This window comes from Argonema antarcticum A004/B2 (genome assembly GCF_023333585.1).
Lineage (GTDB): Bacteria > Cyanobacteriota > Cyanobacteriia > Cyanobacteriales > Aerosakkonemataceae > Argonema > Argonema antarcticum.
The window spans coordinates 1-14,783 of the sequence record NZ_JAIQZN010000138.1 but is presented as its reverse complement, the minus strand read 5'-3'; the positions used below and the strand labels follow the sequence as shown (position 1 = coordinate 14,783).

The 14,783-nt window shown below is 44.0% G+C and carries 10 protein-coding genes; 8 read left to right on the top strand and 2 right to left on the bottom strand.

Annotation, left to right across the window (positions count from 1 at the left end; genetic code table 11):
• The 4 genes from LAY57_RS32650 to LAY57_RS32635 all read left to right on the top strand — a co-directional run.
• Positions 1 to 248 (top strand): hypothetical protein (locus LAY57_RS32650; protein ID WP_249071351.1); only part of this gene is annotated, 248 nt, incomplete at its 5' end.
• Between the two features lie 128 nt (positions 249 to 376).
• On the top strand, positions 377 to 964 hold the full coding sequence (locus LAY57_RS36050) for a glycosyltransferase (RefSeq protein ID WP_275994442.1): 588 nt from the start codon (positions 377 to 379) through the stop codon (positions 962 to 964).
• Positions 918 to 1,274 carry a sugar transferase gene (locus LAY57_RS32640; RefSeq protein WP_338022538.1) on the top strand — a complete coding sequence of 119 codons (357 nt, stop codon included), beginning with the start codon at positions 918 to 920 and terminating at the stop codon, positions 1,272 to 1,274. Before LAY57_RS36050 ends, LAY57_RS32640 begins: the two co-directional genes overlap by 47 nt.
• 87 nt (positions 1,275 to 1,361) lie before the next feature.
• Positions 1,362 to 2,216: a DegT/DnrJ/EryC1/StrS family aminotransferase gene (locus tag LAY57_RS32635; RefSeq protein ID WP_249071350.1), complete on the top strand. Its 855-nt coding sequence runs from the start codon at positions 1,362 to 1,364 to the stop codon at positions 2,214 to 2,216.
• On the opposite strand, the gene LAY57_RS32630 is transcribed toward LAY57_RS32635, so the two are convergent.
• Positions 2,172 to 3,014, bottom strand: coding sequence for a mechanosensitive ion channel family protein (locus LAY57_RS32630; protein WP_249071349.1), 843 nt, complete (start codon positions 3,012 to 3,014; stop codon positions 2,172 to 2,174). The two genes, LAY57_RS32635 and LAY57_RS32630, sit on opposite strands and share 45 nt — an antisense overlap.
• Positions 3,015 to 3,176: 162 nt before the next feature.
• The gene (gene alr, locus LAY57_RS32625; protein WP_249071352.1) at positions 3,177 to 4,364 is read right to left on the bottom strand and encodes an alanine racemase; all 1,188 of its coding nucleotides are present in this window, start codon (positions 4,362 to 4,364) and stop codon (positions 3,177 to 3,179) included.
• A 325-nt stretch (positions 4,365 to 4,689) separates the two neighbouring features.
• On the opposite strand from alr, the gene LAY57_RS32620 reads away from it, so the two are divergent.
• From LAY57_RS32620 to LAY57_RS32605, 4 genes are all read left to right on the top strand, one after another.
• Positions 4,690 to 7,362, top strand: a complete 2,673-nt coding sequence (locus tag LAY57_RS32620; RefSeq protein WP_249071348.1) for an adenylate/guanylate cyclase domain-containing protein — start codon at positions 4,690 to 4,692, stop codon at positions 7,360 to 7,362.
• Positions 7,363 to 7,550: 188 nt separating this feature from the next.
• A complete protein-coding gene (locus tag LAY57_RS32615; RefSeq protein WP_249071347.1) occupies positions 7,551 to 11,207 on the top strand; it encodes a PAS domain S-box protein in 3,657 nt (1,218 codons plus the stop codon).
• A gap of 201 nt (positions 11,208 to 11,408) precedes the next feature.
• Positions 11,409 to 12,983: an ABC transporter substrate-binding protein gene (locus tag LAY57_RS32610; RefSeq protein ID WP_249071346.1), complete on the top strand. Its 1,575-nt coding sequence runs from the start codon at positions 11,409 to 11,411 to the stop codon at positions 12,981 to 12,983.
• An 8-nt stretch (positions 12,984 to 12,991) separates the two neighbouring features.
• Positions 12,992 to 14,416 (top strand): adenylate/guanylate cyclase domain-containing protein, encoded by a 1,425-nt coding sequence (locus tag LAY57_RS32605; protein ID WP_249071345.1) that lies wholly within the window; start codon positions 12,992 to 12,994, stop codon positions 14,414 to 14,416.
• The last annotated feature ends 367 nt before the right edge of the window (positions 14,417 to 14,783 follow it).

Here is a 14,783-nt window from a genome sequence, read left to right as displayed (position 1 = left end):
CGCCCACTTTTTTTCTCCAAAATCTTTACAACTCCTCTTGGGGTGGTGCGCCGCAGGCGCACCCCCTGAACGGTTACTGGCATCCTCATAATTTTGGAGTTGATTTAGACCAAAACATTTCATTTCTTAGAAAGATCCTAGAACACTATAAATACTTGCAAGAATCATATAAAATGGAAAGCCTTAACATGGGAGAAATTGCGACGGAATTAGTCAAAGATAAAGCCGTAATTCTTACTCAAAAATAGTTGTGAGAGATATATAAAAAGAAGTAAAGATATGAACAGACTTCTAATGGTCGCAACAGTGCCAAGTGTTTTCAGGGAGTTTCTATTTCCCTTTGCCCATTACTTCCGTGGTCAAGGCTGGCTAGTAGATGCTATGGCTTCTGAAATTTCAGCTTGTCCTCAAAACCAAAGTAATCTATACGGCTCACGGCTTTCACTTCTATAAGGGAGGAAATCCCGTCAAAAATGCAGTATTCATTACTTTGGAAAAAATCGCGGGTGTCTGGACAGACTATTTGGTAGTAATCAATCACGACGATGAGGAAGCAGCGAAACGTCTTGGGATAGTTCCCCCAGAACGCATTCTTTATATGCCAGGAATAGGCGTGGAAATGAATTATTATAATCGCAACAATGTGGGAGAAGCCGATATATTAAAGCTGCGTGAAGAACTGGGTTTAACACCCAGCAACTCGATGTTTTTGGCAATAGCAGAATTTACTCCGAATAAACGTCATAGAGACATTGTGAGGGCATTAGCTCACTTAGGAAACCCGGAAATTCACTTAGCTATTGCTGGAGAAGGGCCGAAGTTATTAATGGATGAGACACGAAATTTAGCCATTGAATTAGGGGTGGAAAAACAGGTTCATTTGTTGGGTTATCGCCGAGATATTCCCACTTTGATCTGTGCTTCCGTTGATTGGTGTTTACTTGCGACGATGGAAGTTAGATGAACTACCCCAATTTTGGAATGTACTCGTAGGCGAGATGAGCTTGGTTGGTCCGAGACCTGACGTTCCTGGCTATGCAGACAAGCTGGAAGGTAGCGATCGCAGATTACTCCTTTTGCGTCCCGGAATTACTGGTTCTGCTACCCTAGCTTACAGAAATGAAGAAGAAATCCTAGCAAACGTTAGCGATCCAGTTGAGTACAATAACAAAGTACTTTATCCAGATAAAGTACGAATTAATTTAGAATATCTGGAAACTTGTTCCTTATCCAAAGACGTATATTACATTTGGAAAACAATTTTTCATGATTAACCTATTTGACAAATCAAACAATTACAGGAAGGCTTGATTTTGTTTGCTGAAAGTGATGGGGATGATAAATAGTACTAAGGAAGGGAAGTGATTAAACAAATTCTGCTTTTTATCGATAGCGATCGCACTACCTGGAACATGAATCCCGATTTATTGCGGGAAACACTAGAAAAACGAGCAAAACTTGGCAAATTACCCAAAGCCGTCGTTATTGTACACCTTTACGGTCAAAGCGCCGATATAGACCCAATTCTCGCAGCTTGTTTGGAATATGAAGTTCCCCTGGTGGAAGACGCCGCCGAATCCCTGGGTGCAACTTACAAAGATAAATCCCCCGGAATTTTTGGCAAAATCGGCATCTTCTCATTCAACGGCAATAAAATCATTACCACTTCCGGCGGCGGAATGCTAGTTTCCGATGATCGAAATATAGTAGAAAAAGCTCGTTTCTTAGCAACCCAAGCTCGCGACCCCGCACCTCATTACCAACATTCAGTAGTTGGCTATAATTATCGTTTGAGCAACGTTTTAGCTGGAATCGGTCGCGGTCAATTGCGCGTTTTAGAAGAGCGAGTAAACGCTAGAAGACACAATTTTGAAGTTTACCAACAAGCTTTAGGAAAATTACCCGGAATCGAATTTATGCCGGAAGCTGACTTCGGACGCGCTACTCGTTGGCTAACTTGTTTGACGATCGATCCGGCAGCTTTTGGGGCCGATCGAGAACAAGTGCGTTTGGAACTAGGCAAACAAAAAATCGAAGCGCGTCCTGTTTGGAAACCTCTGCATTTACAGCCTGTATTTGCTGAGTGTGAATCAATTGGTGGTGCAATTTCTGAAGATTTATTCGATCGCGGTTTGTGTTTGCCTTCTGGATCTAATTTGACAGCAGAAGATTTAGAGAGAGTCATTAATGCGATCGATGGAATTTACATTCGTTAGAGGGTTGTTATCTAAAGCTTCTTTAACCAGTTTTTGCACGTCCGATCGCACCTGTTCGTAAACCCTAGCCGCACACCAAGGGCGCAAATACAAAATTGTTCCTTTCGCTGAAATTGAAGCGACGTGACAGGTTGGTTTTGGGTTATTTAAAACTAAAGGATGAGGTTGCACCGCAGATAAAAGTAAAGCAATAGTCAGTTCGATGGGGCGATCTCCAATATCAATCTCCAGATCGACCCGTCGCGTACCCATAGCAGTAGTATTTTTCACTGTACCAGTGAAGAGGTTGCCGTTTGGCACCGTAATTTTCACATTGTCTGGCGTCACCAATGTGGTAGAGAAAATGCCGATCGCATCCACCTCCCCGGAAACACCTCCCCCTTCAATGAAATCTCCTACGTCAAACGGACGCAGGCTAATCAGCATTACTCCAGCAGCAAAATGGGATAGCGTATTTTGCAAAGCCAAACCGATCGCCAAACCAGCAGCACCTATCACCGCAACTACACTTGTTGCCTCAATTCCCAAAGTATTCAGAAAAGCAACAATCCCGATCGCTAAAGTCAAGATTTCAGCCGTTTGAATTAGGAACTTCCGCAAAGTTGGCTCAGTGCGATTGAGAGCCTTACGAGTAAAGCGACCTACAATAGTAATTGCTACTCGTGTTAGCAGCATAATGCCGATCGCCCAGAGAATTTGCGGTACAACCCTAAAGGCTAACTCCACCAGTTTTTTGCCAAACTCTAACCCCAGTTCCGGTGACTGTTGCAAAGAAACTGCTGCTTGCTGAATGCTCATGACTGAATCTTTTAAAAGAACAGATATCAAATCGATCTCAATTCTCATAACTGAATCTGTAAGTTCCTGATTTAGGCGTTGAGTTTCCAAAACTCAACGCTGAGTTTAAAAGACTCGGCGTTGAGTTTCCAAGATTCGCCACTGAAAAAAAATACTCAGCACTCAAGAAGCACTCAGCACTCCTACCGCCACACGAGGTAGTCGATGCTTGAAGCTACAGAGAATTTCCCAAGAGATCGTTCCCAAAGTCGCCGCCCAGTCATCGGCTAGAATCTCTATATCTCCATCTTTTCCCAGCAGCGTTACTACTTCGCCAACCTGCAAATCGGGGAATTCACTCACATCCAGCATCAGCTGATCCATCGTAATTGTTCCTACTTGCCGGATCGGTTGACCTCGAAGCGCCACCTTCATTTTGTTAGAAAGGTTGCGGGGAACGCCATCAGCATAGCCGATCCCAACAACGGCGAGGCGCATTTCCCTAGAGGCTACGAAATGATGACTGTAGCTGACACCCGTACCAGCTGCAATAGTTTTTACTTGCGTAACTCGCGCTTTCACTTGCATAACTGGCCTTAATTCGATCGGGGTAACACCCAGATCTGTTCCACAGCTCGCCTGCTGCAAATGTTTGGCTGGATAAAGACCGTAGATAGCCAAACCAGCCCGCACCATATCATAGTGCAAAGTTCGATCGGCGAGGATGGCAGCTGAGTTTGCCAAATGCAATCGCGGCGATGCTATTCCCAAAGATTTTATTTCGGCTAAAGCATCCTCAAACCGCTGTTGCTGCTCCTTCATAGTAGTGCGATCGGGACTGTCAGCCGTTGCCAAGTGCGAATAGATACTGGCAATTTGCAGATTTGGCAATCGACTTACCAGCTGCACAAACTCGGCTGATTGCTGCCAAGATGTACCCAAACGGGACATTCCCGTATCCAACTTGATATGTACCGGCAGTGTCAGGTTAGATGAAGTTAAAGTTTCTGAAAAAGCCAAAGCTTGCTGGGGCGTGCAAATTGTCGGCTGCAACTTCCAGTATGCTTGAGCCCGAATTTGCTCTGGCGTATGCGTAGCCCCCAGGATCAAAATTGGGGCCTCAATTCCAGCCTGTCGCAGTTCGATTCCTTCTGGAATTGTCGCCACGCCCAGCCAACTCGCTCCGTGTTGCAACACAGTCTGGGCAACGGTTACAGCACCGTGTCCGTAAGCATCAGCTTTCACCACCGCCATCAATGCTGTCTGGGGCGCTAAGATGCCTTCGATCTGTCGGACATTATGGGCTAAAGCTGCTAAATCGATTTCCACCCAGGCGCGTTGGCAAAGCCCACCATAGGCATCGCACCGCATCTGGGAAAAAAGATTCGCGTTTCCATCCAGGGAGACTCCTATCCGGGGTTGGGCTGTATCGACCATGCCGATTCACTCCTCTACTCACACAACACAAAAATTCAAGTTCTTTTACTAGGTACGTAGTTGGGGGGGGGGGCTTTTTGAGCGCGGCATCGCAACTACGTACCTATTATCCATGCCAACCTAACTTAATTAGATTAAGCAGGTAGTTTATCGATCGATCGGGATTAGCACAAGGGCAAAAGTCAAAAGTCAAAAGAAAAAAGAAAATAGGGACTGAGGATTAGGCAAGAATATTCCCAATGCCCCATTCCCAATGCCCATGCCCCATTCCCAATTCTTAATTCCCTTGGTTGCACTTACGATCGGCGTCCTGGTATTTATTTTGGTGAAAAGAAGATTGCGCGAGGCAGTCGAACAGGCAATTGGCAACGAGATCGGCAATCTCAAAGCTATTCAAGCAAAACTCCAGGAATCGGAGCAAAAGTTCCGCACCTTATACGAATCAACCATTGATGCCGTCATGCTACTCGATGAGAGAGCGTACTTCTTCGATGGCAACCGGGCCACTTTGGAAATGTTTGGCTGCACCGCTAAAGAACAATTCTGCGGTAAGCGCCCCGACGAATTTTCCCCACCATTTCAACCCAGTGGCGAGAGTTCGGCCCAATTATCAGCACAAAACATCGCGACAGCTTTTCGAGAAGGAAGTTGTCGCTTTGAATGGCTGCACCGCCGCTTGGACCGATCGGAGTTTACCGCAGAAGTGTGGCTAACGGCAGTTGACTGGAAATGGAGTTCTGAGTTGTCAGTTTTGAGTTCTGAATTAGAAACTTCAACTCATTCATCTCGGATCGTTTTGCAAGCAGTAGTGCGCGATATAAGCGATCGCAAGCAGGCCGAAGAAACCCTGAAAGCTAGTTCTAGACGCCTCCGCAGACAAAGCCTTGCCTTATTGGATTTGACCAGTCGCACTCAGATCGCCAGCGGAGATCTGAGTGCAGCTATTCAAGACATCACTGTTGTTGCTACCGACACTCTGGAAGTAGAGCGGGCTAGTGTTTGGTTATACAACGAAGAGCGATCGGCAATCGTATGCCTCAACCTCTACGAACGAAGCTATACCAGCCATACGTCCGGTCTAGAACTTCGGGCAGTTGACTTTCCTGGATATTTCCAAGGTTTGCAAACAGAACGGATTATTGCGGCGCACGATGCCCACACCGACCCCAGAACCTCCGAATTTTCAGCGAATTATTTAACCCTTTTGGGCATCACCTCCATGCTGGATGCACCAATTCGCGTTGGCGGTCGAATGGTGGGCGTCATCTGTCACGAGCATATTGGCCCTGCCCGCCAGTGGGCGTTAGAGGAGGAACAATTCGCCAGCTCGCTTGCGGATTTCGTGGCCCTGGCAATGGAAGCGGCTTCTCGTATGAAGGCGCAAGAAGCCCTGAAAAAGGCTAATGAAGAGCTAGAAATCAGAGTCGAGGAGCGTACCGGTGTTTTAAAAGAGACGAATAAGCAATTGATGGTGGAGATTCTGGAAAGAAAGCGATCGTCCGATGCTTTGCGCCTCTCAGAGGAAAAATTCTCCAAAGCTTTTCGTTCCTCTCCTGACATCATTACCATCACCACTGTCGAAGATGGCCGCTTTATCGACGTGAATGAGACTTTCTTAAGTCTGCTAGAGTTCGATCGCGAAGAAGTCATCGGTCATACTGCCTCAGATCTGAATATCTGGGTTAATCAAGAAGACCGTGCCAGAATAGTGGAAATGTTGCAGTCCGCCCAGTCCCAGCCGTGGGAACGAGGGTCACTTCGCAATCAAGAGTGCGAGTTTCGCAAAAAATCAGGCGAAATCTTAGTCGGATTGTTATCGGCTGAAATCATTGATTTGGAAAATCAGCCCTGCTTGCTAGTTGTAACTACTGACATCACCTACCGCGTCCGAATGGAAGAAGCACTGCGGCAAACAGAAGAGAAATATCGCACGATTTTTGAGAACGCTATCGAAGGCATTTTCCAAACTTTACCCCAGGGAAAATATATCAGCGCTAACCCGGCGCTAGCAAGGTTATACGGCTATTTCTCGCCAGCAGATCTGATCGCAAATCTGACAAACATCGAACAGCAGCTTTACGTTGACCCCAATCGCAGAGGAGATTTTATTGCACTTATGCAACAGAATAACGCCGTGTCGGGGTTTGAGTCTCAGGTTCATCGCCAGGATGGTAGCACGATCTGGATTTCAGAAAATGCACGCGCTGTTCGCGATGCGGAAGGCAAGCTCCTCTATTACGAAGGCATTGTTGAAGATATCACGGCTCGCAAATTGGCACAAGAAGCTCTGCGCTATGAACAGGAACAAACTGAGCGCCTGCTGCTGAATATTTTGCCTCATGCGATCGCTCAACGTCTGAGAGAAGAAGAAACCACCATTGCTGACAGCTTTGATGAAAGTACCGTTTTGTTTGGCGACATCGTTGGCTTTACAGAGCTTTCTGCTTCGATCGAGCCTGTAGAACTCGTAGAATTGCTCAACGAGATTTTTTCAACTTTTGACACCCTGACCGATCAACATGGCTTGGAAAAAATTAAGACGATCGGCGATGCCTATATGGTAGTCGGAGGACTGCCCATACCCAGAACTGACCACGCCGAAGCAGTAGCGGAAATGGCCCTCGATATGCAAATAGAAATTAACCGATTCAACTCCGAAACCAACCAAAACCTCCAGCTGCGGGTAGGCATAAATACAGGCCCTGTTGTTGCTGGTGTGATTGGGATCAAAAAATTCAGCTACGACTTGTGGGGCGACACCGTGAATACAGCCAGTCGCATGGAATCCCACGGCATTCCAGGCTCTATTCAAGTCACAGCCTCAACTTATCAGCTATTGCGAGATAAATATTTGTTTGAGGAACGAGGTCGTATTCCCATCAAAGGCAAAGGCGAAATGACTACTTATTTTCTTATGGGTAGAAGGGTGTAGCTTGTAGGTGCAATCTGTAGGGTCAAGCGAAAATTACCCTTTAGATCGCAGGTTAGGATTATAAATAGAGTTAGATAGGGGTGCAGTCATAAATTTAAAATTTTAGATTCTAGATTGCAAATTCAAGTATTTTAAATTTGCAATCTAAAATTTGAAGTCTTCTCTTTTTCCATTCCCCATTGAAAATCATGATCGGAAACCGTGGTAGATTAGCTAAATGTCTAGCCTTGCTATTTATTCTAATTGCCATCTTACCTTTACTGGTAGGTGGTCTTTTATCTGTTTACACCGGATTTAAATTCGTCAACCAAGAAATTGCCACTCGACAAGAAAGTATACTTTCATTAGGAAATACTTATATTTCTAGCTACGTTGATAATGTTTTTGCGAACTTGAAATTAACAGGAGAAATTACTAGCAGAAATCAGAATAATTCTGCTAAATCCTTAGAATTAATCTGCATTAATTCTCCACATTTATATCATGAACTATCAGTTAAAGATATTGAAGGTAAAGAATTATATCATTTGATTGATTGCGTATCATTTCCACCTGATAAATTAACAACCAGTTCTGAGTCAGAGTCTTTTTTTCGTGCGAAACAAGGTCAAATGTTTATAGGAAACGTTTCCCTTGTTGACAAGGGGCATTTAGTAACAATATCACGAACGGTAAAGGGAGAAAAAAATGAAGATTTTGTGGTAATAGCAGTAGTAAACTTTGATAATTTGTGGCAAAGACTAACTTTGCTTGAACCCGGCGTAGGCAGCTATTTCTATATTGTCGATCGACGGGGTAACTTAATTGGATACAAAGATTTAGAAGTAGTCAAAAAAAGCATTAATTTGGCATCTTTACCCACTGTTAATCCTCTGATTAATAAAAGAGAGGGAGCTATCGCCCAAAGATATGTAGGTTTGTTAGGTGCAGAAGTTATCGGTACATCAACGCTAGTTAAAAATACCAACTGGGGTATTGTAGTAGAACAGCCTGTAGTGCAGGCATTAGCTACACCTAATAGATTGAGATCTAATTTTACTTTTTTAATAATAGCAGTTATTTCTGTAGCGACTGCCGGTGGTTTTATGTTAGCTCAATACATCGTGAGTCCGATTAACTTATTAGCCCAAGGTGCCGAAGCGATCGCACAAGGCGATCTATCTTACCAGATCGAAATATCTTCCAAAAACGAAATCGGCATACTCGCCCGCACCTTTAATCAAATGACAAGCCAGTTAAAAATATCTCGCGAAACATTAGAAGAATATAACCGTACCTTAGAACAAAGAGTTGAGCGTCGGACACAAGAACTCATCAAATCACAACAAAGACTCTCTCTACTTTTTCGGCAGACACCTTTAGCAGTAATTGAATGGAATATTAATTTTGAAGTGATTGAATGGAACCCAGCAGCTGAAGCTATTTTTGGATATAGCAAAAATGAAGCGATGGGTCGTCATGGAGTGGGATTGATTGTACCTGAAAGCGCCAGAGATAATGTCAACCAAATCTGGAATGAGACTTCAACAATAAAAAGTGTAACTCGCAACACAAACGAGAACCTTACTAAAGATGGCAGAATTATTATCTGCGAGTGGTATAATACCCCTCTAATTGACAGCGACGGAAATGCGATCGGCATCGCTTCAATGGCCCTGGACATCACCACACGCAAACAAGCTGAAACAGATTTAGCGCGGTTTGCAGCAATTTTGGAAGCAACCACAGACTTTGTTGCCATCAATAACTTACACACAGAGTTTATCTACCTCAATAAAGCAGGTCGTCGGATGCTAGGGATGAGTGCAGATGAAGATATTTCCAAAATTAAGATCCCTAATTGCCACCCAGAATGGGCATATAAAATCATTTCCCAGGAGGGAATACCATCTGCGATGCTTGATGGCGTCTGGAGTGGAGAAACAGCCCTAATAACGCGGGATGGCCGGGAGATTTCGGTTTCTCAAGTTATTCTGGTGATGCGGCGCGACAGCGGAGAAATTGACTATTTTGCTACAATTATCCGGGATATAAGCGATCGCAAACAGGTAGAAGAAGCACTGGGAACAAGCAAAGAATATTTACGGCTGATTATAGATAACATTCCTCAACAAGTTTTCTGGAAAGACACAAACTTAGTTTTCCAAGGTTGCAACAAAAACTGGGCTCAATCCGCCCAACTTGAAAGTTCAGAAGCAGTGGTAGGTAAGACAGACTACGACTTAGTTGCTAACCGAGAAGTAGCAGAATTATTCCGCACTCAAGACCGCAGAATCATGGAAACAAATAAACCGGAATTACACATAATTGCAGCCAAACAAAAACCATCGCCGGATGGAGAAACCATTTGGCTTGATATTTGTAAAATTCCAATGCCGGACTCAACTGGAAAAGTAATCGGTCTTGTAGGCGTACTTGAAGATATTACAGATCGCAAGCATACAGAGGCGATATTGCAACGTCAGGCTGCTGTAATTGAAGCTGCACTGGACGGGATTGCGATCTTGAATTCGTCAGGTGAATTCATTTACACCAACAAAGCTTATGCTCAGATCTACTCTTATGAAACCCCGACGGAATTAATTGGTAAAACCTGGAAATTTTTGTACTCACAAGATGATGTAAAAATAGCCGAACAACGTTACAAACAAGAAATTATGCCTGCACTTCTGAAAAAACGTCAGTGGCGAGGAGAGGAAACGATAATTATACGTAATGGTAGCAACACTTCATTAGAAATCTTGCACTATTTACTTGAGAGTGGCGAACAAGTTTGCATAGTGCGGGATATCACCGATCGCAAACAGGCAGAATCGGCACTGCGGGAGAGAGAAGAACAATATCACAGCATTTTTGAAGCCAGCAATGATGGTTTGATTATCAATAATTTTGACGGTTTTGTTGTTGAAGCTAATACCGCTACGTGCCGGATGTATGGACATGATTACAAAGATTTTATCGGTCTGCACGCAACAGAATTTATCCACCCAGACGAGCGTCAACGCGCCGCAGAAGATCTCCAAAATCTTTTTCAGAATGGCGGTCATTTCAAAACCCAAGGAATTCACCTGCGTAAAGACGGCACTGCATTTCCCATAGAGGTAAATGCAATAAGTTTTATATACAAAGGTCAGCCTCACATGATGTCTGTAATTCGCGATATTACGGAACGCAAGCAAGCAGAAGAGGCACTACGCGCTGAAACAGAGAAGTCTGAACGTCTGCTGCTGAATATTTTGCCAAGTGCGATCGCCAATCGCCTCAAACAGGATCAAGGCTACATTGCTGACAGCTTCCCAAAAGTAACCGTTTTGTTTGCAGACATCGTTGGCTTTACAGAACTTTCCACCCGCCTATCACCCACAGAACTGGTAGAAATACTTAATGAAATTTTCTCAGAATTTGACCGACTAGCCGAAAAGCATGGTTTGGAGAAAATCAAGACAATTGGCGACGCCTATATGGTAGTAGGTGGACTCCCAACTCCCTCCCCCAATCACGCAGAAGCTATAGCCGAAATGGCTCTAGATATGCAAACAGAAATTGCCCAATTTAACGGCTCTACCAACCAAACATTCAGCATTCGCATCGGCATTAACAGTGGCCCAGTCGTAGCAGGCGTGATTGGCATCAAAAAATTTATCTACGATCTGTGGGGTGACACGGTGAATACAGCCAGTCGCATGGAATCCCACGGCATTCCAGGCTCCATTCAAGTCACAGCCGCTACATACGAGTTATTACGCGAAAAATTTCTTTTTGAGGAACGGGGTGCTATCTCTATTAAAGGCAAAGGCGAGATGATTACTTATTTGCTCACAGGCAGAAAAAAGGTTAATAGTTAACGCAGGTACGTAGTTTCGCTGTCTTCGCTGTCATCGCAACTACGTACCTACTACCCATCCGAACAAGAGCGAATGCAAGTAATATCATGTCCGGTAGCATCGGTTATCTAAGAAATTCGTGTGATTATTCTTATCTGCGTTTATCTGTCTACCCTACGGGAAGGCGAAGCGCCTACATCTGCGGTAGAATTTTAACCAACGATGACAACAGACAATTTGAAAACTAAAAATATGCTAAAAAATCAACTCGCCAAAAATTTAAATATCGCCTTAATCTTGCTCACCCCGATGATTGGTTCTTTATTGTTTAAACCTTTAAATGCCTGGGGTGAGGATATTGTGTTAGGAATGTCAGCTGCATTTAAAGGGCCATCCAAAGAACTCGGTATAGAATTATATCGAGGTTCAATGGCGTATATCGATTATATTAATAGCCAAGGAGGTCTCAACGGTAAAAAAATAGTAATTCAGGCTTATGATGATAGTTACGATCCGACTAAAACCATAAAGAATACAATCGATATGGTTGAAAAAGATAAAGTTTATCTACTGTTTAATTATGTGGGAACTCCCACTGTCACAAGAATGCTGCCGCTGCTAAATAGATACAGCGTTATGGGTTCTCCAGCACAGAACGAGCGAGTTTCACCGGCGCTAGAATTGCCTTCTAATCGTCCCGGAGGCAACATCTATTTATTCTTTCCATTTACTGGCGCTCAACCGCATCGACAAGAACCTTATCAAAAATTTGTCTTCAATCTTAGGGCATCTTATCGACAAGAAACGGAAGGGTTAGTCAATCGTTTTGTCCAAATAGGGAGAAAGCGGATTGCCGTATTTTACCAGATTGATGCTTACGGCAGAAGTGGCTGGGATGGTGTCAGGCGATCGCTCGCTAAGAATGACTTGAAAATAATATCAGAAGTTACATATCGTCGAGGTACACCTTACTCTGATAGTTTCAAACAACAGGTAGAAATTCTGAAAAAAGCCAATCCAGATGCTGTAATTTCGATAGGTTCTTATGCTGCTTGTGCAGGTTTCATTCGCGATGCTAGAGATGCTGGCTGGGATATTCCTATTGCCAATATCTCTTTTGTTGGTAGCGAAAGTTTGCTGGAATTGCTGCAAAATACAGGCCAAAAAACTGGGAAAGACTATACAAAAAATTTAATTAATTCCCAAGTAGTACCCAGCTATGAAGATACATCTTTACCAGCAGTACGTGAATATAGGCAACTGATGGCTCGATATAAGCCTATGCCTTCATCTCAATTGCTTGATGAAGAATATGAACCAATTCCATATAGTTTTGTCAGTTTTGAAGGTTTTCTTAATGCTAAACTCCTAGTGGAAATTCTCAATAAAATGAATAAATATACTCCCATATCGCCTCCTTCATTAAAAATTGGCGATCGCGGTACGCGAGTAACTGAGCTACAGCTGCGTCTAGAAAAAGAAGGAGTTACACCCGGAACTATTAATGGAATCTTTAATAATAACACAAAATCTGCCGTGATGGCTTTTCAGAAGTCTCACAGCCTAGTAGAAGATGGCATTGTCGGTCAAAAAACTTGGTCGATTTTGACACCTATTAATTTGCAAAAGAATCCGATCGCTCTGACTGTAGAAAGCATCCATAACCTCGATTTAGGGATTAATACACCTGTATCATTCGGAGCAGAAAAACATCAGGGATTGGAGCGAGTCTATTACACAACAATTGAAAAAGGTCGGTTTGTCCCGTTAACTGACTGGCAACGGTGGGCTAAATGAAAATGTCTATGTTATTTAGAAAAACTTTGGTAGGACAAATCTTCCTGTTTGGTGCGGTGGCGATCGCTACTTCTGCTTTTTCTGGATGGAATCTTAACGAAAATCTCAAGCAAGAATATCGCAGCAAGGGAATTGCGATCGCACGCAGCGTTGCTAATTCTAGTGAAAATATCATCAGTGTTAGTCCACCGGAAACTATTCAAGCGATCGTTGACCAGTTTCTAGAAATTCGGGGCGTCGTTTATGTGCTTGTAGTTGACACCAACAAAGAAATAATTGCCCATACCTTTGTTCCTACCATACCGGAGCGCGTGCGGAATCTCAGTGACAATAGCGATCAAATAGCTATCGAGAACTTACAAATTGAAGGAATGGGAGAAGTCATCGATATATCTGCACCTATTTTGGCTGGCGCGTCTGGATATGTCCATGTAGGAATGGATAAAGAATTAATTAAAGCGCAGATAAGAACAGCTCTAGCTCAACAGGTATGCCTGATTTTAGTTTTGTTTCTGCTCAGCGTGTCCGCCAGCTATGTGCTAGTAAAAAGAGTTTCTCAGCCTTTAAATCAGCTTACTGAATATGCCCAAAAATTAGCAGCCCAAGACTTTTCAGCTACCGTGGATATTAAATCGAACGATGAAATCGGTATGCTAGCCACAACTATGCAGTCGATGGCTCAAGAAGTCAGCACTTCTGTAGATCGGCTCCAAAAAGCTGTCCGCGATGCTACCAGCGAACTGCAACAGACGCTTGATAATTTATGTATAGAGCAGGAGAAGTCAGAAAGTTTGTTGCTGAATATGTTACCAGAGTCGATCGCCAAACAATTGAAAAATAGCAAAAGTGCGATCGCAGACAGCTTCCCAGAAGTCACAGTTTTGTTTGCAGACATCGTAGGCTTTACCACACTTTCGGCCCGAATATCGCCTCAAGCACTCGTGGAATTGCTCAATCAGATATTTTCAGCCTTTGATAGGCTAGCAGAGTTACACAATTTAGAGAAAATAAAGACGATCGGCGATGCCTACATGGTGGTCGGTGGAGTTCCCAACAAGCGAAGCGACCATGCAGAAGCCATAGCGGAAATGGCCCTCGACATGATCGAAGAAATGAGCCGATATTCTATAGAGAATGGCGAACAGTTTAGCATCCGCATCGGCATCAATAGCGGGCCAGTCGTCGCCGGTGTGATTGGCATCAAAAAATTTATCTACGATCTGTGGGGTGACGCCGTGAATACAGCCAGCCGTATGGAGTCCCACGGTCTTCCCAATGCCATTCAAGTCAGCGCCTCCACATTTGAGCTATTAAAAGATAAATATCTACTTGAAGAGCGCGGCGTCATCCAAGTCAAAGGCAAAGGCGAGATGACCACTTACCTGCTTATCAGCAGAAAGGCACTAGAGCGCCAGTCCAGTAAAAGAGGTTGACAAAAAAACAATCCGATGTGTGGGTAGGGGCGTTCGCGAAGCGTGCCGGAGGCATTAGCATTCGGGGAGTAAGCGATCGCTCTTACCGTAGATTTCCTGCCCGAATGCTTCGCCCCTACAAGCTATAAACGCACAACCAAGTATTACTGGACTGGCGCTCTAGAAAACAGGGAATTTGAGATTTAAAATTTAAAATTTCCGATTTAAAATCGTCAATTCAAAAGTAAAGTTTTGAAATCTAAAATCTTCTGCTTCTCCCCTCTGCGACTGGGTGCGGTGATATGTAGTTGGTTGGCAGAAAGAGTCCCCCTTGTCCCCCTTGTCCCCCTTGTCCCCCTTGTCCCCCTTGTCCCCCTTGTCCCCCTTG